Genomic DNA, 21,356 nt, shown 5'->3' with positions numbered 1-21,356 from the left:
AAGCCCTCTTCTTTCCCTATCGGCTGCCTTTTTCGACAATAAATGACAGCCAGTGCCGGCAGCCGCGCATAACTAAATCATAGGTAGCAGCGAAATCTCCTGTATACCAAGGGTCAGGAACACCATTTTCAGTAAACAAATAAATTTTATCTGTGAATTCCCCTTTAGACAGACGCTTTAGATCGCGGACATTGTCCTTGTCCATTCCGATAATATAATCAAAAGCAGCAAAGTCCTTTATACTGATACGCTGAGAAACCTTCGTTTTATCAAACATTATATGGTGCTGCGTCAGGACTTTCTGTGTTCCGGGATGAATGGGATTCCCGTGTTCCCAGCCTGAGGTTGCCCGGCTCTCTACATGTATTGGCTGCCCTTTGCTGAGGTTTTTCATAACAAACTCAGCCATAGGACTGCGGCAAATATTCCCTAAACAGACAAAACAAATTTTTGGCATAATTGTGGTTCCCTTTATGACATTATTGTTCACCTTTAATCTTACCCTATTTTTAACGGATTTTCCACTTAAAATGAGGCTTTACCTCAAAAAACCAGCCAAGCTTTCTGCGCCTAGCGGCAGCAAAAAACTCAACTGGCTGTATATAAATCACCAATGCCCTCATTTCTAAATATAGTTAAAATCTAACCACAAAGTCAATGATTCTCAATGACTGTCAATATAGTCGCGGATATCCTCAACTTGCTCATCGTAGTCTGCTATGGTAGGATAGTCGTTCTCCGTTAAGTAATCATTGAGCTCACTTAAGCTGGAACCTGCCTTAATTTCACCGCTTGCAGTTGTAACAACATAAGTTTCATCAGCTTTTGCAGCGATATTTGAACCATCGGATAAGACAATAGCATAACTGCCATCAGCTGTTTTAGATACTGATGTTCCGTCTGCATCAAGAATAGTATAAGTCCCATCTGTATTTGATGTGATATCTGTTCCATCATTCAGAGTAACGCTAAAATTACCATCACTGCCGACTAAGATTGTGCTGCCATCACTGTAGGTGATGCCTTTACCGCTGTCAGAAACAGCTTTACTGCTTGATGCGGTTTTATCAGAGCTTGTACTTTTAGTTATGCTGGAACTGGAAGAAGCAGAGTTCGAACTGTCAGTCTGATTGTTGTTGCTGCAGGCTGTAAGTGCTAAAATGCTGGCAGTCAGTAAAGTAAAACTAATGGTTTTTCTCATAAATAACTCCTCCTATTCTACTTATTGTAACAAAAAAAAGATAGGAAAAATCTTTTACCAAATAATGAAACCAAGATGCCATCTAACTGACATCTTGGTTTCATATTATTATAGAAAAATTAATTCTCTGTGGGGTAAGTGTAGCCAAGATGCTCGTAAGCTTTGGCAGTGGCTACCCGGCCGGTTTTTGTCCGCATCATAAAGCCCTTTTGAATCAAATAAGGCTCATACATGTCCTCGACTGTGTCTCGTTCTTCAGCGATATTAACCGACAAAGTCCCTAGACCGACAGGCCCTCCTTGATAGAGCTCAATCATGGTTTTTAAGATTTTCTGATCCACATAATCCAGACCTTCATGATCGACATCAAGCATGGTTAGAGCTTTATCTGTCACTTCCTTATTAATCTGACCATCTCCCATAATTTGAGCATAATCTCTGACCCGTTTCAGCAAACGATTGGCAATACGCGGTGTCCCGCGGCTGCGTCTGGCTAATTCTACAGCGGCATCATGTTCAATAGCCATTGTAAAAATAGCAGCTGTCCTCTCCACAATATCAGTCAGTGCTTCGACACTGTAATATTGCATGTGGCCTGTAATACCAAAGCGGGCACGCAAGGGATTGGACAGCATACCGGCACGTGTGGTAGCTCCGATAAGCGTAAACGGCGGCAGATCAAGGTGAACACTATGGCTGGTATCACCGGATCCAATCATGATATCAATATAAAAATCCTCCATAGCACTATAGAGAACTTCCTCAACAGCCATAGGCAGCCGGTGAATCTCATCAATAAACAGAACATCTCCTGGTTCTAAATCATTGAGGAGAGCGACCAGATCGCCGGCTTTTTCAATCGCAGGACCTGCTGTCTGCTTGAGACTTACCCCAAGTTCATTAGCAATAACAAAAGCCATAGTCGTCTTCCCCAGACCGGGAGGGCCAAACAGCAGAACGTGATCCAGTGCCTCATCCCGCATTTTAGCTGCCTCAATAAAAATTTTCAGCTGTTCTTTCGCCTTGTCTTGGCCAATGTATTCCTTTAAGTAGCGCGGGCGAAGTGTCGGCTCAAGCGCTTCTTCATCTTCCATTAAATGATTATCTAAAATTCTTGCCATGAGACCAGTATAACAGAAAAAGAACAGAAAAACTATTGTCTTATCGATAAATACTGCAGCTCTTTCTGTCACCTTATTGCTGCACAAAAAAGGCTGTCTCTGCACTTAGTCTCATCAGCCAGCCTTTGTGAACGGGCTGCTTGCTTTGATACCTGAAAAATTGATGACAAAAACACCCCAAGTTAAGGGGTGTTTTTGAGACAAGTAAGAAATGACATTATGTGATTTCTTATTTTTTGGGGACTTTTTCGGCTTAGCGAAACCACCAAATAGACCCTAAAAAGGCTTGTAACATTTATATTCCTCCTTTCTGATAGGCTTAGCCCATTATACCTATTTTAAAGTAAGAAGAACATGACATTTTTGTCATGTTCTTAACTGTAAGGTATCCTTTTGCCATTCTTTTTCTAAATTTTCTTTCAGCACTGCGTCATCAATCATAGCAGAAAACTGCACTGCCTGCTGGTATTTTTGCTGAGCCCGGCTGAAATTTTGTTTAACATACAGGTAATATTTCCACTCGAGCATATCAACCAGAGGCTTCTTTTGGTAATCCTGGGTTTTATTGATGATGGTGTTCAGTTCCTGAACAATGGCCGGCAAATGCTGGTAAGAGTGAGTTAACAGAAGCATACCGCCGCACTGCAGCAAGACATCCCTCAGTAAAAAGAGATAGCTCGGTACAATGTAATGCGTCTGAAGAATTAAGCGGCCAGCCAGCATATCCAAAGTCTCCGAAGAAATATCATCACTATAAATAGACTCAGAAGAAATCTGGTAAAAATAGAGGCCGACAATCAGCAAATCATTGATGCTGTAAATTCTCTTTGCTTTGACTTGTTCAAAATAATCCTGCAGCAAAATACTGCCAAATTCGATATTATCTGTAATCTGAACATCTAAAGAAGACTGAAGAATATCGATTGCCAGCTGCTCTTCTTCAGGCAGATTATCATAATACTGCTCATATACTTCATCAAAATAGGTCTCAACCAATTCCACACGATTGGTGTCAGCATATATGGGCGTTCTCATGATAAGATATTTCAATTCCTCATACCGAGCTGGCAGATCCAAACCTTCCCCGTCTGTCAGTTCACCGACTGTCACTCCCAGACGCTTGGCAATGTACCTTATTTTATTGAGAGTCGGGGCTGATTCCCCCGATTCAATCCGCGCCAGCTGCCTGACCGACAGTTCGGTTTCGTCACCGCAGAGCTCCTCTCTTGTCAATTTTTTGATAGACCTTAAATATTTAATTTTTCCGCCAAACTTTTTCACTGGTCCCCCTAAGCTTCCCCGTTTCTTTTTTTATTAGCTTATTTTAGCACGACTGATTTATTTAGCAAACCATTTTGATTAGAAAAAATCCTGTTTTTCCAGACAAATACAGTCTGCGCATCAGAAATTGGAGAGACCTGCATTCACTGAGCTCCGCACAATCAGTTTTAAGCACGCAGCTGTGTCCTCAAATAAATGGGGCTTCGCAGCTCAATTTATAGAAAAACACCTCAAAAGTTAGATATAAAATCTAACTTTTGAGGTGCAGCTCATACCATAAAAGGCTCTCTGCCCGCACTATTTTTGTCATTAACAATCCAACTTTTATAGCTAAGCGCTTCTGAAGATTGACGAAACACCTGCTTGTTAGGATAACCAACCTAGCTATTTTTAATGATAATAGGCTGATACTCCTTGCTCTAACAGTTTGATGGCTGATTCACCCGCAATCCGGCCGGAATTCCATGCAAAAGCACAGCTAATTCCTTCTAGGGTCGGATAGGAGTTGTCATACATGCCAGTCGCATTATTACCCGCGACAAAAGCTCCCATAAGCGGTTTTTGATTAGGGAATAACACCTGAAAATCTTCATTGGCAGGAATCCCGCCGATAGTCCCTAATGAAGTAGAGATGGGACGAACCGCATAGAAGGGGCCTTCTGTGATAGGAAATTTAAGAAACTTTTCGGATTTCCCGAATTCAGCATCCGACTTCTGTTGGATAGCAGCATTGTAGGTCTCAACTGTTTCTTTCAAAGATTGGGATGAACAGCCGATTTGTTCTGCTAATTCTTGTAAACTTGAAGCTTTAAAGGCAGCACCATGTTCAGCTGCTTCTTTCAAATCATCGTCTAAGGTTGGAAATGGTCCAACCTGATGGGTCATAGGCTGATGCGCCAATGTCACAAAAGTCCTTTCAAAGGAATGGGTCCAGTCTAAAACATTTGTCTTCAGAAAGTCAACCTGCGCTTGATCCATAAGGAAGTAATAACGGCCGCCAGCCGTATAAACGGCATTTCCCCATAGAGCAAAATCATAGACGATTTCCTCATTAGCAAAACGTTTGCCCTGTGCATCGACCCATAGAAAAGGTAAATTCGTCAGGGTAAATACAGCCATATTTCGCCATTTAGGATTCGTTTTTGACACAACTGTAGCAGCATGGTTTTCAAAGTAGCGGTGTTTACGCGTTTCAACCCCCAACTTTTCTAACATTGTAAAGCTGTCCCCTGTCGCTTTGCGCTCCCCCATGCTATAGAGGAATTCTGGGGCGATGGTCAAAGCCTCAGAAACCATTTCTGCATTCCCGACAAAACCACCATCTGCTAAAATAACAGCCTGACAGCTGATTTCAATTGTTTTGCCATCAGCTTTAAGCGCTTTTATTCCTTTGATTTGACCCTCCTGATAGATCAAATCTTGGCCAGCAGTCTCGGTTAAAAGAATGCCGCCTTTTGCCTCAAAATAGTCCTTCATTCTGTCAAAGGCAGCAAATTTATCAATGTATTGGTGGTAAACCATTGCATGGTCTTGATGGACTTCTTGAGTATTATTGACCAATTCAGTTTCCATGCCGTGTTCCTGCAGCCATGTGATGGTTTCAGCAGACTTCCCTAAAATCGCGCGTGTCATACGAGCATTTGACCGATGATGGGTGTATTCTAACATTTCATCTATAGCATCCTGAAGTGTATAATCACGCGTTTTATCATCTTCTGAAACCTGCTGAAGCTTGCTGCCAACAGCAAATAAGCCTTCTGCTCCAAACATACCGGCACCACCATACCGATTCCCCTTTTCCAGCATAATAACGTTTTTACCTGCATCGACAAGACTAAGAGCTGCTCCAAAACCAGCTGCTCCTGCACCAACAATAACAACTTCTGTTTGATACTCCATATGCAACCAACTTTCTTTTTTATGATATCCTTAAAAGTTTGTAAAAACTGCCATTTTATTTTTGAAAATGTATGAAAAAGCTCATTTTTCAATTGAATTATGACTCTTGACTGACGGATATGTTCGGTAAGCGTTTCAGAATAATTTTAGTGTATACAAAAGTGAATACTTTGTCTACAAGCCTAGACGCGCAAAAATATCATCGACACGTTTGGCGTAATAAGCTGGGTTAAAGAGCTCATCAATTTCTTCTTGTGTCAGCCGGGAAGTAATCTGTTCATCTGCTTCAAGCAATGGTTTAAAGTCCACCTGATTATCCCAAGAATAGGCGGTTTTAGGCTGAACCAAATCGTAAGCCTCCTCACGCGTCATCCCTTTTTCAATGAGTTTGAGCATAACACGCTGGCTGTAAATCAAACCAAAAGTTGAGTTCATGTTACGAATCATATTTTCCGGGAAGACCGTTAAATTTTTGACGATATTGCCAAAACGATTGAGCATGTAATCAATCAAAATAGTGGTATCCGGTGCAATAATGCGTTCAGCCGACGAGTGGGAGATGTCGCGCTCATGCCAGAGTGCAACATTTTCATAAGCGGTCACCATATGCCCGCGGATCACGCGCGCAAGACCGGTCATATTTTCAGAACCGATAGGATTGCGTTTGTGAGGCATAGCTGAACTTCCTTTCTGACCTTTTGCAAAGAATTCTTCCACTTCGCGCTGCTCAGATTTCTGCAGGCCGCGAATTTCTGTCGCCATGCGTTCAATCGACGTCGCAATGCTTGCCAGCACAGCAAAATACTCGGCATGCAGGTCACGCGGCAGCACCTGTGTCGAAATTTCCTGTGGACGGATGCCAAGTTTTTCACAGACATAAGCTTCAACAAAAGGAGGAATATTGGCAAAGTTACCAACAGCACCCGAAATTTTACCGGCTTCCACACCAGCGGCAGCATGCTCAAAACGCTCTATATTGCGCTTCATTTCACTGTACCAAGTCGCTAGCTTAAGCCCAAAGGTTGTTGGCTCCGCATGGACACCATGCGTGCGCCCCATCATGATGGTATACTTGTGTTCACGCGCCTTATCGGCCACAATCTTAATAAAGTTCTCTAAGTCGCGGCGGATAATGGCATTTGCCTGTTTGTAGAGGTAACCATAGGCTGTATCAACCACATCGGTTGAAGTCAGGCCATAGTGAACCCATTTGCGCTCTTCGCCAAGCGTTTCAGAAACAGCACGGGTAAAGGCGACCACATCGTGACGAGTTTCCTGCTCGATTTCTAGAATGCGGTCAACATCAAAATCCGCTTTCTTACGGATTTCAGCCACATCTTCCTTGGGGATCTCACCCAGCTCAGCCCAGGCCTCGTCAGCAAGGATTTCAACCTCCAGCCAAGCGCGGTACTTATTTTCTTCTGACCAAATGTTCGCCATCTCAGGGCGGGAATAACGTTTTAGCATGTTTATGATACAGAGGGCCTTAAGAAAGCGAGAGAAAAATAGGAGACTGACACCGTGTGCTTGCACACAAGGAAGTCTATCTTTTTTCTGACGCTTTCAGCTCGAGTTCAAATCTCGGGAATACCCTCACTCCTTTCAGTTCTATCTTAAAATATGTTTTATGACAAGTTCAAGGAAGGTAGGCTAAGGTCTAGGTCATGTTTATCTTTTTGGCACAGCCCATAGCCCGTATTCAGATAGGTGAATACAGGGAGCCCAGTCCTTTCCTTTTTGATTTAATTTGCAAATTTTTATAGAATCGGGTGCTTGTACCCTAGCGGTTGTATCTAAATTCCGATCAGGTTCAGTTCAGCAAATGTATACCCGTTTCCCTTTCTCAATTTGAGGATAAGAGCAGTCTGAATCCTTATCGAGGGTAGCTTTGCTCCTATATTGTTTCTTTTATTAAACCGATTACTAGCTGATCATTCAAACTCCTCTCTCCCAATAGCCACTGACGGATAATGAGGAAGTTTATTCAAATCCGTATCCAGCGGAAGGTCATAGACGGCAAGATAATCGTTTGGAAACTGCGCTTTTAATTCTGTTACTTTTTGCTTAACAGCATTCATCAGTTGAAGCAAAAACAATTTCAAACACACCGGTCCGACTATTTTCAACAAAAGCATGGAGGATAATTCGAATCATAATTCCCTTTCGTCTAAATTTAAAAATACTGGTCTATCTTTTTAATATTTTCAGTAAACAGAGGCATCGAAACTCCAGCTTGTTTTCCAGCATTGTAAACTTTTTGACAGCCGTAAAAGATATCGTCTTTATCATTATGCAGGGTCATAATCCGTCTGGTTAACGGATTGGCAGCAAACATTGATTGCATGATTTTACCAGCCAGCCATGCGGGCATCTTATAAGGGAGCAGCTCTCCTTTATACCGCCTCAGATCAACGCCATAGGCCGATACAACTCGGCTTGTTTCGCGAATCACCTTAACCGCGCGTGCCAGTTGCTGTGAATCATTCATTAAATCAGCCGCCAGCTGCTGCGGATCAGCAATATTGCCTAAACCAGCAGCTGTTGAAGTGACCCCTGCATTGATGGCCATGTGAATCCAGATCCATTCTACCATGTCATAAGGAATTTCCAGCTTAATATCAGCTGACTGCATCAGAAGATCTAAATCTTGATAGTTAGTAATGGCTGTCTTTGTCTTGTGCTCGAGCATAATATGATCAAACAGGACTGCATTAAGATGGTTCCCTTCAAGATGACCGCCGGCAGTAGGGAAGCCAATAACATAGGCATAATCTCCGGCAAGTTCAGCAATCTCATCACTTGTTTTCCAAAAATTGCAAAAGAAAACCAAACTTCCTCTTATCTTATTTTGCCTAAGTGTCTCAAGAGCCTCACTAATATTACCATGCCTGACACTTAGAAAAATAAAATCATAAACAGTATCAGGTTCAGCTAGGCAAATATCATAAGCGGCAGTTTTTTCTTCCCCTTTTTTGGAATAACGGCCATCTAATAAACTGACAGTTAACTGTTTAGGAACAGTCTTGCCGGTTCTCACAAGGTGCTCCACATGGTGCCCAGCCTGCTGGAAAACATAGCCGTAAGTTGTCCCTATTACACCTAAGCCTAAAATGCAAATTTTCATATCAAAAGTTACTTCTTCTCCCTCAAAAAATTTATCAAGAATCAGTCACCAAAAATTGTTTTGAATACCGTCCTTTTGTTTCAAACACCTCAGTCTCACTCGCTTTTCCCTTAAACATTACTTGGTTTATACATCATCAAATGCCAACTCCGCCGACTTCTGAGCATGGATAGCTGTTGTATCAAAAAGGGGCATGTTGGTATCTTCCTGTTTGACAAGAAGGCCAATTTCTGTGCAGCCTAGAATGACAGCCTCAGCACCAGCGTTTTTCAAATCATCTATAACTGCAAGGTAGATTTGCTTTGATCCTTCTAAGATATTGCCTAGGCAAAGTTCGTTATAGATAATCCGATTAACTTCCTCAACGCCAGACTGGTCTGGAATGACTACCTTCAGTCCAGCTTCGAGCAGTTTTTCCTTGTAAAAATCTTGAGTCATGGTGTATTTGGTACCCAAAAGGCCGACTTTTTGAATGCCTTTTTCAAGTAAAGTCTCAGCAGTCGCCTGCGCAATATGCAAAATCGGAATAGAAATTTTTTCCTCAATCTGCGGAACCACCTTGTGCATGGTATTGGTACAGATGACAATAAAGTCTGCCCCAGCCTGCTCCAACTTCTGAGCAATTTCAGACAAGACCTGAGCACTCTTATCCCAGTTACCACTAGCTTGATAATGCTCAATCTCGGCAAAATCCACGCTATAAAGCAAAATTTTTGCTGAATGGAGGCCACCGAGTTCTTCCTTGATGGTTTCATTGATAAGTTGGTAGTACGAAACAGTACTTTCCCAGCTCATACCACCGATAAGACCGATAGTTTTCATAGTGTTCACCTAAAAATCAATTTTATAACTAATTGCCTTCCTTAAACGCTTATTACCTACTAGCAACTGATGAATAAACTTACCTAAATCCATATCCAGCCTCGTTTGCTGAAATAAGGCTGCCTTAACTACGCCTGTTTGACTATTTCAATAAGATATGAATGATTACACTATCATTAAAAATCTAATCCTTTCCCCATTTCCTCAATCTCATCAGGCATATCACAAAGCACCGTCACATGTCCCATCTTGCGGTTATGCTTTGCCTCTAGTTTACCATAAAGGTGGAGGTGGGCGCTAGGATTAGCAGTAATATAGGCCTGGGCTTTAGCCAGGTGCTGACCAAGGATATTGAGCATGACAGCCGGAGCATGTAACTTGACAGCCGGCAATGGTTTACCTAGGATACCTAAGATATGGGTGTCAAACTGTGAAAAACCGCAGGCTTCAATGGAGTAGTGGCCTGAGTTATGGGGACGCGGTGCGATTTCGTTAATCATGAGGCCGTCATCTGTTACAAACATTTCCACACAAAGGGTACCAGATAATTGAAGTTTGCAGGCAATTCTCTTCGCCATGGCTTGCGCTTTTTGAGCCAATTCATCTGAGATGCGGGCAGGCACAATGGTTTTGGACAGAATATTGTTACGGTGGATATTTTCCTGGACTGGAAAGACTGTCACGTCTTGCCCATTCCCGGATACAATGACCGAGATTTCCAAATCAAAATTGACAAATTCTTCCAGCACACAATCAGCTGAGTCAGCCAGCAGACTTGCTTCTTCAAGGTCAGCCTGACCACCAAGAATTTTTTGCCCGTGCCCGTCATAGCCTCCTGTCGCTGTTTTAAGGACATATTTTTTTGACCAGTCCAGATTTTTTAAGTCGGAGCTGGAAGTAACAGCTCTATAAGGGGCTACAGGTACTTTCGCTTCTTTCGACAGGAAATTTTTTTCAAAAATACGGTTTTGCGACATTCTGAGCAGGGCAGTCCCCTGCGGCAGCTGTTTTTCCCTGACCACAGCATCAAGAGCGTCCGCATCGACATTCTCAAACTCATACGTGAGAATATCGCAGCGCTCTGCTAATTGGCGCAGGGCAGCAACATCGTCATAAGGCGCCGCAATCAGCTCTGCCACGCACGACGCAGGACAGTCCTCTGCCGGATCGAGAGCAATCACCCTGTGGCCCATGTAAATAGCTGATATAGCCATCATCTGCCCCAGCTGCCCACCGCCTATAATCCCAATTGTTTTAGTCGAGCTCATCTGTCATAGCCTCCGCTATTTCGCCTTGTTCACGGGTAAAATCGGCCAGTTTGTCCGCAATCTCACTGTCTTCAACAGAGAGGATACGCAGAGCTGTAAGCGCTGCATTGGTCGCTCCTGCTTCACCGATAGCCATAGTTGCCACAGGCACACCTCCAGGCATTTGCACAATTGAATAGAGGGAGTCCAACCCGGATAAGGCCCGTGATTTGACCGGCACACCGATAACCGGAAGAGTGGTTTTTGCAGCTACCATGCCAGGTAAGTGAGCAGCTCCTCCTGCTCCGGCGATAATAATCTTAATCCCGCGGCCGCGCGCTTCTTGAGCATGCCGAAACATGAGGTCCGGTGTGCGGTGGGCCGAAACAACTTTTTTCTCATAGCTGACTCCGAACTTATCCAGCATATCTGCCGTTTTTTTCATGGTTGCCCAATCGGAACTTGACCCCATAATAATCGAAATAATTGGTTTCATCATTTTCCTTTCATTTGGTTCATATCTTCAGCATCAAGGACCTTATATCCAAGGTCTTTGAGCTTTTGTGCAAAGAGTCCGCTCCCTGCTGTTTTCCTTCCGGAAAAGCTACCATCATAAATCTGGTTGACTCCGCAAGACGGACTTCTTGACTGAAGGATAGCCAAATCAATCGTTTTTCCTTCCAGACAAGCAAGAGTATGAGCAATCCCAGTCTGAAAAGGCTTATCATAGACTTTGCCCTCAGCATCACGGACATGGCCGCCGGAAAGCTCCACAGGTTTTCTGGGAACAGGCAGACCGCCTGCGACTTCCGGACAAACCGCAATAACTTCCTTATCAGACACAAAATCGATGACTTGCTGATTGTAATTATTGCCGCCATTATACTTACAATTTTCACCCAGCAGACAGGCGCTGACCAGGACACAGGTTCTATCTCCCAAGAGCCTTACCTCCGATATCTGTTCTGTAAAAGAGACCGGCTGTCTCTTGTTTAGCCAGCTGGCCGTAAATGCTATCCTGAGCAGCCTCAACAGTATCTGCCGTGGTAACCAGCATATAGACCCGGCCCCCGTTAGACAGCAGCCGATTACTGTTTTCTGCCAGCTTAGCTCCCGCATAATAGGTGATGATATCGCCATCCGTTTTGGCAGGCAGCTCCACGCCTTTCTTATAGTTAAGCGGATAGCCCTCAGAGGCAAGCACTACGCCTAACGTTACTCCTGTGTCTGCCCAAGTAATGTCAGGCGTTTTTCCTTCTAAAATATCTGTGATATTTTGCGCAAAATCAGAAGTCAGACGGGGTAAAATCACTTGTGTTTCCGGGTCACCAAAGCGCGAATTGAACTCGATAACTTTGGGGCCGTCGGCTGTCAGGATAAGGCCGGCATAAAGCACTCCCAAATAAGGACGTCCTTCCGCCAGCATAGCGGCCAGTACCGGCTTAATAATCGTTTCTACTGCTGTGTTCACTGCACTTTGCGGCAGATGGGGTACTGGGGCATAAGCTCCCATACCGCCTGTATTTGGCCCCTTATCACCGTCGAAAGCTCTCTTATGATCCTGAGCCGGCGGCATAATATCAAACTGATTCCCATTGACAAAGGCAAAAAGCGAAAACTCTTCACCTTCCAAAAATTCCTCAACCACCACACGCGCGCCTGAATCACCAAATTTATTGTCCAGCAACATTTCCCGCGCTGCATTAAGAGCCTGGTCAACGGTTTCAGCTACGACTACTCCCTTGCCCAGCGCCAGACCGTCAGCCTTGACCACAATTGGAGCACCCTGTTTTTCAATATAAGCTTTCGCTTCTTCAAAATCAGAAAAAGTTCCGTAAGCCGCTGTCGGAACGCCGTATTTACCCATGATTTTCTTAGCAAAATCTTTAGACCATTCCAGTTCCGCCGCCAGCTGGGTGGGCCCAAAAGCTTTAAGACCAGCCTGATTAAAATCATCCACGATCCCAGCTGCCAAAGCATCATCAGGACCGATAAAGGTCCAGGCAATGTTATTTGCTTGTGCAAAGGCAATCAGGGCAGAATGTTCGGAAATTCCGATGTCGACTAAATCTAATCCGTCCAGCGTCATCCCATCATTTCCAGGTGCCACAAAGACCTGCTCTACCTGCGGAGACTCCAGTAACTTCTTAGCAATCGCGTGCTCGCGGCCGCCAGATCCAACAACCAAAAGTTTCATAGTTAAGATACCTCACATGAAAATTCTGAAAACCATTATCCAAAAACTAAAACCCTTTCGCAAAACAAGCATATTTCACGAATTATATAGGATTATTATAACACATTTGTTCGGTATACGGGCGTTGTATACGACATTTCGTAATCAAAGCAACAAAAAATTGTATCTGTTTGAAAAAATATTATTGAAGTGATGCGCTAAAAGAAAGGAATTAAAAAGAAGACCCTTCAGAGCCTTCTTTTTAATTGGTTATTAAGCGAATTGTAATAAATCATCCATTAAACGATACATGAACGTGGTCGTAGTGGTTTTCGGTGATGCTGCCGCGGTCAGGCATGTCATTCCATGTGTAGGCTGATCCGTAGATACTGTCGTACGGTGAGTAGAACTGCTGTTCCCAGATAATATAGGAAATGTTATTAGCTTCTATGCTGTCAACAGCATATTGCGCTACCTGATTGCCTAAATCAGCATTCTCGCCAACTATAAAATCAACAGCCAAACCTTGTCCATGGTCATCATCAGCGCCTTCCCGGAAGAGACTGAAAGAATTGATGCCAAAAACAGACGCAACTTCTTCCTTAAAGGCTGCGGCCTGGGGCTGCAGTCCGGCATTTTCAGGATTTGCCAGAGCAGCTTCTGTGCTTGCTGCAGTTTCAACAGGCACGGATTCTGCTGCTGGTTCTTGACTGTCTTCAGCTATTTCAGCAGCTGAGGCGTCCGCAGTTTCTTCTGTTGTCGGAATTTCTTCAATCACTTCTTCAGCTGGAACTTCTGCCGTGTCTTCAGTCGCGGGGGCGTCCTCTGCAACTGGCTCTTCGGCTTCCAACGACACTTCATCAGCAGCCGCTTCCTCTGTTGGAATTTCTTCGGTTATTTCTGCTGCCGGTTCTGTTTGAACGTCTGCTGTGTCAGCATCTAAATTCTGCTCTTGATTAGCAGTATCAGATTCTGAAACCGCTTCTGACTGTTCTGAGATTTCTGTTACAGTGCTGCCCTGCTCAGCAGAAATTTCCCTACCTATATCTTTCAGAGGGAGGGTTTGACCCTCTATTACCAGCTCATTATTAGCCAAATCTGCCTCGGCAACAACTGGCTCTGTCTCATCTGCGACAGCCGGAATTTCAATTGTAACTTCTTTTGCTTGATTCTGCCCATCATATACCGTCGTTAAAACAGTCCCTGGGAATATGAGATTAATATCTGCAATTTGGTTGATTTTGGCTAATTCAGCCATATCCACAGACAGCGCTGCAGCAATAGTACTCAGGGTATCACCATATTGGACGGTGTAGCTGCGACTGTCTTCAGACTGCACAAGGTCTGACTTGACCTCTTCTAAAGTACGGGGAGTCCATGTTCGGCCCACTGCTGCTTCCTGAGCCTGAATAGCCAGAGGCGGAAAAGCAGAAAGAAGGAGGGTCGATGTTAATAGTATTTTATGACGTTTTTTCATTACTTATTTCCTTTTCTTTTTTTCTTGTTTTTTTATCTTATCATAAATTCAGAATGGGACAAGACTATCTGGAGTAATTTAAAGAAACTGTCTTTGAGATGTAACATCGCCTCTGTTTTGTCATATATTACTAACTATTGATATTAGCTGAAGGAGGTCAGACAAGACGCTGTATAGGAAAAAATCCCAATCTGATGACAGATTGGGAGGGCAGTAAAATACTGTTGTTTAAGCTAAGTCTTTTATTCTTCTTCGGGATAGACTAATCCCCATTCTCTGCGAAGTTCTGTCATAATAGCCATCACATCTTGAGTGTAGTCGAGACACATCGTATTTTCTTCACCGGAAACAGCTCTTTCCATATCGGCTACTTCGTAGGCAAGGGCATCTGCCATCTTGCCGTCCTCAATCACCTCCTGATGGCCGTCTTCAGTGTAGGTGATAACAGCTCTTTGACCTCGCGGATAATCATAAACTTCAATATAACCTTTATCATAGGCAACAGTCCCGCGTTTAGGCTGTTTGGCATGGAGGCTTAAGCTGATAGCTGCCATTTCACCCGCTCCATTGGACAGAAGGATCCCTGCTTGTTCATCAACACCTGACGGAGCCAGTCTTACTTGCGAGGCAAGCTGATTTGGCTTTGAGCGCATAAACCAGCGCACAAAAGAGATGGCATATACTCCGATATCCAGCAAAGCTCCGCCTGCAAGGCTGCGGCTGAAAAAACGGTTGGACATATCATAGTCCTTATAGCTGCCAAAATTCATCTGGATAAACTTGAGTTCTCCTAATTTTCCAGAATCTGCAATCGCTGACAGCCTACGGTAAATCGGCATGTGAAAAATCGTCATGGCTTCTGCAAGGATAACATGGTTTTCCTCAGCCAGTCTAATAGCTTCTGCCAATTCTTCACTGTTGAGCGTAATCGATTTTTCACACAGAACGTGTTTGCCTTTGCTTAAAGCTTTTCGTAAAAACTCGATATGGGTATTATGCGGGGTAGAAATATAGATAATATCGACCTCAGGGTCATCAAAAACTTCATCAATTGTCTTATAAACTTTTTCAATCCCATATTTTTGAGCAAAGGCTAATCCCTTTTCATAAGTCCGATTAGCCACCGAATAGAGCTTTCTGCCTTGAGCTGCTAAAGCCTGTGCCAATTCATTGGCAATCACGCCAGTCCCTAAAGTTGCCCAATTGTATTGTGTTGACTGATCCACGGTGCTCGCCTCCTTTATTTAGTCTTTCACACAGCAAGCAAGTTATAACCTACTATAAAGGATTATAGCAATTCTTTTAGAAATTGCAATCTTTTTCAGATTTCAGGATAGTTCTTCAAAATATAATCCTCGGCTTCCTTGCTCCAAATACCTCCTGTTTTGCCCAAAATCTCAGCCAAAATCAGATCGCTTTGGTCTGCCTTTGTCAACTCCAGCCGCTCAAAGTTTTTATGCGTATAAACGAGTTTCTTTCCGCCCCCGATTTCCGGCTGTGACAGCGTTGTTTCAGCCAGTGCGTTTAAGCCAAGCACATGTGTCACAATATTTGCCGCAGATATATTGCCCTGCTCAACCGTTTCAACAGCTTTTCGCATATCAGCTGCACTGCCGCCTGAAGTCCCGACATAGTGAGTAAAAGCATAGTGAATATCATAGAAATTCACTGGTACTAGGAAGTCTTTAGACTGAGGTCCGGCAAAAAAGTTCAAACAGCCATCAGGATTTAAGAGATTGGAAGCCATTGTCACAAGCGCTTCAGACGGTACTAAAACAAAGATGTCGTCAAATCCCTCTCCGCCTGCAGTGTCACGCAAAACAGTCTCTTGATTGTCCATATCTCTAGTATTAACAAAGCTGAGTTTTGTTTGTTCTGTCGGTGTATAGAGTTTTTTGGCACGTTCAAGCTTATCCTGATTTACATCCGTGACAACAAGATGACGAGGATTGACCGGTCCATGCAGAGCATAATCAAGCGCTAAAAGCCCCATTGGTCCGGTCCCGCCCAAAATAAGTAAATTTCCGCCATCTTTGATTCCCATTTTATGGCGGTAACTCCCCTCAATTAAGTGGTAATTAGCTTCGAAAGCGCTAATAACACAGGAAAGCGGCTCCAATAAAGAACCTTCAAAAAAGCTGTCTCCCTTATAGACAATCAGACAATCCTGCTCCATAACATCATTGTCAATAATAATATATGTGGCATCGCCTCCTGTATAAGGGTAAGAATAGCCCGGACAGTCCGGACGGTCCGGCAGCTGCAGATTAGCCTGAACAACATAGCGCTGTCCCTTTTTAAATTGCTTCTGCCATTTCTTTCCGACTTCTAAAATTTCCCCACAAAATTCATGACCGATTATAATCGGCTTCTCATTCAGATTACTTGGCGTTTTTTTATGATCAGAGCCCTGATTGGCCAGCTTCCATGATGACATACAAATACTGTCAGTAACTACTGATGCTAAAATTTCATTGTCCTTGAGGGCAGGCAGTTCAAATTCTTCTAATCGTAAATCTTTCTTTCCGTACAAGCGTACTGCTTTGGTTTTCATTCTAATAGCTCACTCCTTCCCCAAAATAAAATACAAAGGCTAAATAGTATCGAACGAGCAATGCCCCTGCTGTAAACACCATTTTTTAAAATGATGCTATATGCAATCAAACAGTATTTATATGGTGTCTTTAATTCTGACATCCTCGCTCTTTCCATAAATAGCCTCTGCAATTAATAGTTTTTGTTTTAGGATTGTTCATTATTATCCATCGGTTCAAAGGAAGCCCTTAAAATCTGCTCAACAGCCTCTGTCCCTAGGTTGACAAAACGGTTTTCAGATAAGTTGCCATGTTCAACAGCCTTTTGGCTCATTTCTGCAAGAATATCCTGTGTTTTGATCCCTACTTCCGGTAGAGTCATCGGAATACCCAACTGATCTTTGAAAAAGCGATAGGTCTGCCGAACGGCTTTTTGTGCCAGTTCTTTATCAGTTCCATCCGTCAGTCCCCAAACATTGCGGGCATAATCTGCAAACCTAGCATGTGTACTGGCATCTCTGTCTATACAGTACTTCATCCAGCGGGGCGTGATAACAGCCAACCCTATACCATGAGTAATATCATAGTATGCAGACAGTTCATGTTCAATGGCATGACAGCTCCACGCCCCCGAACGGCCTTGACCGACCAGCCCGTTCAGAGCTAAGGTCGAAGCCCATAGCAAATTAGCACGAGAGATATAATTGTCTGGTTCCCTAATAGCTATTGGCGCATGTTTGATGATAGTTTTCAAAAGACCTTCCGCAATACTGTCCTGAACATCGGTTCCCTCAGTTCTGTTAAAATACTGCTCAAACAAATGGCTCATCATATCAGCTGAACCTGCTGCTGTCTGCCACTTGGATACGGTATAAGTCAAGGTTGGATCTAAAAACGATACCCGCGGAATCAATTCCCAGCCGCTGGTCCCCCGTTTCTCTTTAGTCGCAAGATTTGAGATAACCGCATTGCGGTTCATCTCCGATCCAGTCGCAGCCAGTGTCAAGATAGTTACAAGAGGGAGGGCTTCCCCCACTAGACTTTTGTCTGTGATTAAATCCCAAGCATCTCCATCATAATAGACACCAGCTGCAATCACTTTGCTGGCGTCGATAACAGAACCGCCGCCAACAGCTAAAATGACATCTACTTGCTGCTGCCGTGCGATAGCTATCCCTTCACGAACCGATTCGATACGTGGATTAGGCTCAACACCGGATAATTCAGCGACTATAAGGTTATGCTTTTTCAATAAGGCCATAATTTTAGTATACAGGCCTATTTTTTTGATTGAACCGCCGCCATAAACAAATAAGACACGTTTTCCAAAGGGCTCAAGTGCTTCTGGCAGTTCCCTTAATCGCTCTTTACCAAAACGAATATCTGTCGGTATGTATAATCGAAAATTCTCCATTATCTGCCTCCTGCCGTTCCATTTAGCTATGACAGTAGTCCCAGCGCATACCCAGCAATCCCGACAGCAAATAAAGCAAAAATCAGCAGTATCGGACTGACCTTTTTTCGAAGAAAATACATCATCGCAAAAGTGAGTGCCAAAGGTAACAAACCAGGAACCAAGTCGTCTAAAATATTTTGGATAGTCGTCACCACAGTTTTGCCATCTGCTCCAGTGGTTTTATAAGCCGTCAGCGAAACATTGATACTAGTCCATTTAGTAACCAAGACACCCATGACAAAGAGCCCGAGGATAGTTGCCCCCTCTGTTAACTTTGGAAGAATATTCCCAGATAAATTCTTAACAATCCCCAGTCCCTGTTTATAGCCATAACTTAAACCATACCACTTAATCGCTAGTCTGATAATATTAAAGGCTAGGAAAAAAGTAATCGGGCCCAGTACTTGCCCGCTCAAGGCCATAGAAGCTCCAATGGCTGCTGTAATAGGGCGTAACGTTCCCCAAATCAAAGGATCTCCTACACCGCAAAGCGGTCCCATCAGACCGATTTTCAGACTGCTGATTGTCCCATCATCCAGATCCGCACCGTTAGCTCGCGCCTCTTCCATAGCCATCGTCACCCCGATAACAGGACCACACATAGCCGGAGTAACATTAAAAAAAGTTAAGTGACGTTTCAGAGCATCTGCCTGATCCTGCTTACTGCTGTATACCCGCTTAATCGTAGGAATCATATCGACACAGAAAGCCAAAGCATGAATCCGTTCATAATTAAAAGAAGCCTGCTGAAAATTAGAATAAATAAATGTTTTAAATAAATCCTGCTTACTTATCTTCTTCTCAGTTATCAAACCCTGTGTTGCCATAATTCCCCCCTTACACCAAGATACAAAGGCCGTTAAAAGAGCAAAGCAAAAATAGGAAAACAGACAAAGAAACTTTAGTTTCGAGGAAGTTTTATCTTTTTTGCACAGCTCTTAGGCCGTGTTCAGTTCACCAAGATACAAAGCCCGTTAAAAAATCCGTATGAAAATAGGGGATGGCAAGTGATGGCGACATCACGTTGACAGCCATCTTTTTCACTAGGATTTTAGGGCGTGTTCAGTTTACCAAGATACAAAGGCCGTTAAAAACGCAAAAGGAAAATAGGGGACTGACTGACGAATCATCAGATTCTAGATCAGGCCATCTTTTTCCCGCAGCGTTTAGGCCGTGTTCATCAGTCCTCCAATTCATCATCGTTTAAACGAAGATTCTCACTACCAGCGCTGACTGTTGTAGCAAAATGAGGATTTAGCTGTACATACACCAATGCGAGGATAAGACCTATAACACCAAAGGACAGTAAGCTGAAATCCAAATAGCCGCCTAAAATAAAGCCTGCGAAAAAGAAAGGCATCAAATATCTAATAAACATCATATTAAGTACCATTGCATAACCCACAACAACAATCATACCGCCAGCCACTGCAAGGCCGCCAGTAATCACTTCCGGTATCGCATCAAGCATCCTAGTTACCGCAGCCGCATCAACAAATACAGCTACTAAAGTAGCTGGAACAGCGACCCGCATAGCCTGAAATATTAAAGCAAAGAAATGCAAAAAGATAATTCTTCCAAAATGAGCATCCTGTGCTTCTTTATCAGCCGCGTGCTGAACAGCAACAGTAACTGTCCGTACTAAAACTGTTAAGACTTGACCGGCAACCGCTACCGGCAGGGCGATAGCAATCCCTTTTTGAATATCCTGATGACCGACAACCACCAAAATCGTCGAAATAACACTGGCCAAGGCAGAATCAGGAGACTGAGCCGCCCCAATATTCATCCATCCCAGGGCAATTAATTCAAGTGTCCCTCCAAGGATAATACCGGTTGTGATATCCCCCAAAATAAGGCCGGTTACAGTACAAGCAATCAGCGGTCTGTGGGTCTGAAATTCATCTAAAACACTGCCCATGCCAGTAATACTGGACCAAATAAAGATAAGTATAATTTGTAAAACTGATAGAGCCATCTCGTCCCCCTCTTTCCTGCTTTATCAGGCAAAACTAATTAAAAACAGCTTGCTTAAGCAATATTTCAAAATCCTTAGGGCTGTCTGTTGCTACCACACGACAATCCAATTTAACCCCTAAATCAATTAATTCATAAAAAGCAGCAACATCTTCTTTAAAAACCGAAACGGCTTTTGTCAGCTGAATACGCCCGGTTTGAAACTGCATACCGCCAATATTGATACTGTCAATCGGAACGCCTCTCTTCACTAAATCAACGACTTCCTGCGGCTTAGTAAATAAATAAAAGACCGTTTCATCTTTGTATTTAGGATTATGATAAACTTTAATCGCTTTTTCTGTGGTGACAACATTTACTTTAATCCCCGGAGGGGCAGCCTGTTTAACTAAAGTTCGTCTGATTTCATCGTTAGCCACTTCATCACTTGGAATAATAATCCGCTCTGCACCAGCTTCTTTAGCCCAAACTGTTGCGACTTGCCCGTGAATCAAACGATCATCGATTCTCGCTAATTTAATTTTCATGAAAAATCCTCCTCTTCTGTTTCAAGCGGCTTTAAGTGTTTATCAAACAACCGAACACTGTCACTTGCTAAATCAAGAAGAGCCGAAGCCGCTTCCCCGATTGGACGGTTTTTAAGCATAGCTGCTAATTCCAGTACAAGGGGCAAAGACATACCTGAAATAATTTCAGCCTCTAGTTCCGGATGTTTCAAAACAACTGAGCAGCTTGCATTAAACGGTGTGCCTCCAAATAGATCAGCAAAAATAATCAGCGGACAGTTAAGCGTTTTCATTTTTTGATAAATTTTTTCGGACAGACTGTCCAGACCGTCTTCTGCTAAAAAATCAATCGTATGAAAATCCGGTAAATCCCCAAACAGCATTTCCGCTGAGGCTTTCATCTCTGCGGCCAAATGACCATGTGCTGTCAAAATAACTTGAGCCATCTAATCCCCTCCTCACACCAAGATACAAAGGCCGTTAAAAGAGCAGGGCAAAAATAGGAAAACAGCCAAAGAAACTTTAGTTTCGAGGA

The 21,356-nt window shown here is 43.4% G+C and carries 20 protein-coding genes and 1 pseudogene; all 21 read right to left on the bottom strand.

The features are described 5' to 3' along the window. Positions 1 to 16: 16 nt before the first annotated feature. The 21 genes and pseudogenes from A0O21_RS10045 to A0O21_RS09945 all read right to left on the bottom strand — a co-directional run bounded on the left by A0O21_RS10045 (position 17) and on the right by A0O21_RS09945 (position 21,267). The gene (locus A0O21_RS10045) at positions 17 to 457 is read right to left on the bottom strand and encodes a low molecular weight protein-tyrosine-phosphatase (protein WP_067064782.1); all 441 of its coding nucleotides are present in this window, start codon (positions 455 to 457) and stop codon (positions 17 to 19) included. Positions 458 to 664: 207 nt separating this feature from the next. Further along, positions 665 to 1,201 (bottom strand): hypothetical protein, encoded by a 537-nt coding sequence (locus tag A0O21_RS10040; protein WP_067064781.1) that lies wholly within the window; start codon positions 1,199 to 1,201, stop codon positions 665 to 667. 119 nt (positions 1,202 to 1,320) lie between these two features. After that, positions 1,321 to 2,322 (bottom strand): Holliday junction branch migration DNA helicase RuvB, encoded by a 1,002-nt coding sequence (ruvB, locus tag A0O21_RS10035; protein ID WP_067065301.1) that lies wholly within the window; start codon positions 2,320 to 2,322, stop codon positions 1,321 to 1,323. Positions 2,323 to 2,688: 366 nt separating this feature from the next. Beyond that, positions 2,689 to 3,603 carry a helix-turn-helix domain-containing protein gene (locus A0O21_RS10030; protein WP_067064778.1) on the bottom strand — a complete coding sequence of 305 codons (915 nt, stop codon included), beginning with the start codon at positions 3,601 to 3,603 and terminating at the stop codon, positions 2,689 to 2,691. Between the two features lie 390 nt (positions 3,604 to 3,993). Then, on the bottom strand, positions 3,994 to 5,502 hold the full coding sequence (locus tag A0O21_RS10025; RefSeq protein WP_067064776.1) for an FAD-dependent oxidoreductase: 1,509 nt from the start codon (positions 5,500 to 5,502) through the stop codon (positions 3,994 to 3,996). A 174-nt stretch (positions 5,503 to 5,676) separates the two neighbouring features. Continuing rightward, a complete protein-coding gene (gene purB / locus A0O21_RS10020) occupies positions 5,677 to 6,969 on the bottom strand; it encodes an adenylosuccinate lyase (RefSeq protein ID WP_067064772.1) in 1,293 nt (430 codons plus the stop codon). Positions 6,970 to 7,433: 464 nt separating this feature from the next. Then, positions 7,434 to 7,656: pseudogene (locus tag A0O21_RS10015) on the bottom strand (phosphoribosylaminoimidazole carboxylase). Positions 7,657 to 7,675: 19 nt separating this feature from the next. After that, positions 7,676 to 8,626 carry a ketopantoate reductase family protein gene (locus A0O21_RS10010; protein ID WP_067064770.1) on the bottom strand — a complete coding sequence of 317 codons (951 nt, stop codon included), beginning with the start codon at positions 8,624 to 8,626 and terminating at the stop codon, positions 7,676 to 7,678. A gap of 126 nt (positions 8,627 to 8,752) precedes the next feature. Continuing rightward, positions 8,753 to 9,448 carry an aspartate/glutamate racemase family protein gene (locus A0O21_RS10005; protein ID WP_067064767.1) on the bottom strand — a complete coding sequence of 232 codons (696 nt, stop codon included), beginning with the start codon at positions 9,446 to 9,448 and terminating at the stop codon, positions 8,753 to 8,755. 176 nt (positions 9,449 to 9,624) lie between these two features. Beyond that, the gene (gene purK / locus A0O21_RS10000) at positions 9,625 to 10,716 is read right to left on the bottom strand and encodes a 5-(carboxyamino)imidazole ribonucleotide synthase (protein WP_067064764.1); all 1,092 of its coding nucleotides are present in this window, start codon (positions 10,714 to 10,716) and stop codon (positions 9,625 to 9,627) included. Then, positions 10,703 to 11,191, bottom strand: coding sequence for a 5-(carboxyamino)imidazole ribonucleotide mutase (purE, locus tag A0O21_RS09995; protein ID WP_067064761.1), 489 nt, complete (start codon positions 11,189 to 11,191; stop codon positions 10,703 to 10,705). Before purE ends, purK begins: the two co-directional genes overlap by 14 nt. After that, the gene (locus A0O21_RS09990; RefSeq protein WP_067064759.1) at positions 11,191 to 11,637 is read right to left on the bottom strand and encodes a 2-thiouracil desulfurase family protein; all 447 of its coding nucleotides are present in this window, start codon (positions 11,635 to 11,637) and stop codon (positions 11,191 to 11,193) included. The genes purE and A0O21_RS09990 overlap by 1 nt, the downstream gene beginning before the upstream one ends. Continuing rightward, entirely contained in the window at positions 11,627 to 12,892 is a 1,266-nt protein-coding gene (purD, locus tag A0O21_RS09985; protein ID WP_067064758.1) for a phosphoribosylamine--glycine ligase, read from the bottom strand. Before purD ends, A0O21_RS09990 begins: the two co-directional genes overlap by 11 nt. Positions 12,893 to 13,163: 271 nt before the next feature. Further along, positions 13,164 to 14,348, bottom strand: a complete 1,185-nt coding sequence (locus A0O21_RS09980; RefSeq protein WP_067064756.1) for a LysM peptidoglycan-binding domain-containing protein — start codon at positions 14,346 to 14,348, stop codon at positions 13,164 to 13,166. Between the two features lie 242 nt (positions 14,349 to 14,590). Then, entirely contained in the window at positions 14,591 to 15,574 is a 984-nt protein-coding gene (locus A0O21_RS09975) for a Gfo/Idh/MocA family protein (RefSeq protein ID WP_067064754.1), read from the bottom strand. Positions 15,575 to 15,669: 95 nt separating this feature from the next. Continuing rightward, positions 15,670 to 16,902 (bottom strand): zinc-binding dehydrogenase, encoded by a 1,233-nt coding sequence (locus A0O21_RS09970; RefSeq protein WP_067064753.1) that lies wholly within the window; start codon positions 16,900 to 16,902, stop codon positions 15,670 to 15,672. A 188-nt stretch (positions 16,903 to 17,090) separates the two neighbouring features. Continuing rightward, positions 17,091 to 18,296, bottom strand: coding sequence for an iron-containing alcohol dehydrogenase (locus A0O21_RS09965; protein ID WP_067064751.1), 1,206 nt, complete (start codon positions 18,294 to 18,296; stop codon positions 17,091 to 17,093). 26 nt (positions 18,297 to 18,322) lie between these two features. After that, positions 18,323 to 19,165: a PTS system mannose/fructose/sorbose family transporter subunit IID gene (locus A0O21_RS09960; RefSeq protein WP_067064749.1), complete on the bottom strand. Its 843-nt coding sequence runs from the start codon at positions 19,163 to 19,165 to the stop codon at positions 18,323 to 18,325. Positions 19,166 to 19,518: 353 nt separating this feature from the next. After that, a complete protein-coding gene (locus A0O21_RS09955; RefSeq protein ID WP_067064746.1) occupies positions 19,519 to 20,316 on the bottom strand; it encodes a PTS mannose/fructose/sorbose transporter subunit IIC in 798 nt (265 codons plus the stop codon). A 34-nt stretch (positions 20,317 to 20,350) separates the two neighbouring features. Next, on the bottom strand, positions 20,351 to 20,842 hold the full coding sequence (locus tag A0O21_RS09950) for a PTS sugar transporter subunit IIB (protein ID WP_067064744.1): 492 nt from the start codon (positions 20,840 to 20,842) through the stop codon (positions 20,351 to 20,353). Continuing rightward, entirely contained in the window at positions 20,839 to 21,267 is a 429-nt protein-coding gene (locus A0O21_RS09945) for a PTS sugar transporter subunit IIA (protein ID WP_067064741.1), read from the bottom strand. The genes A0O21_RS09950 and A0O21_RS09945 overlap by 4 nt, the downstream gene beginning before the upstream one ends. Positions 21,268 to 21,356 lie beyond the last annotated feature (89 nt).

The organism is Streptococcus pantholopis (genome assembly GCF_001642085.1).
Lineage (GTDB): Bacteria > Bacillota > Bacilli > Lactobacillales > Streptococcaceae > Streptococcus > Streptococcus pantholopis.
The sequence above is the reverse complement of the archived record's forward strand: the minus strand, read 5'-3'. Positions and strand labels throughout refer to the sequence as shown.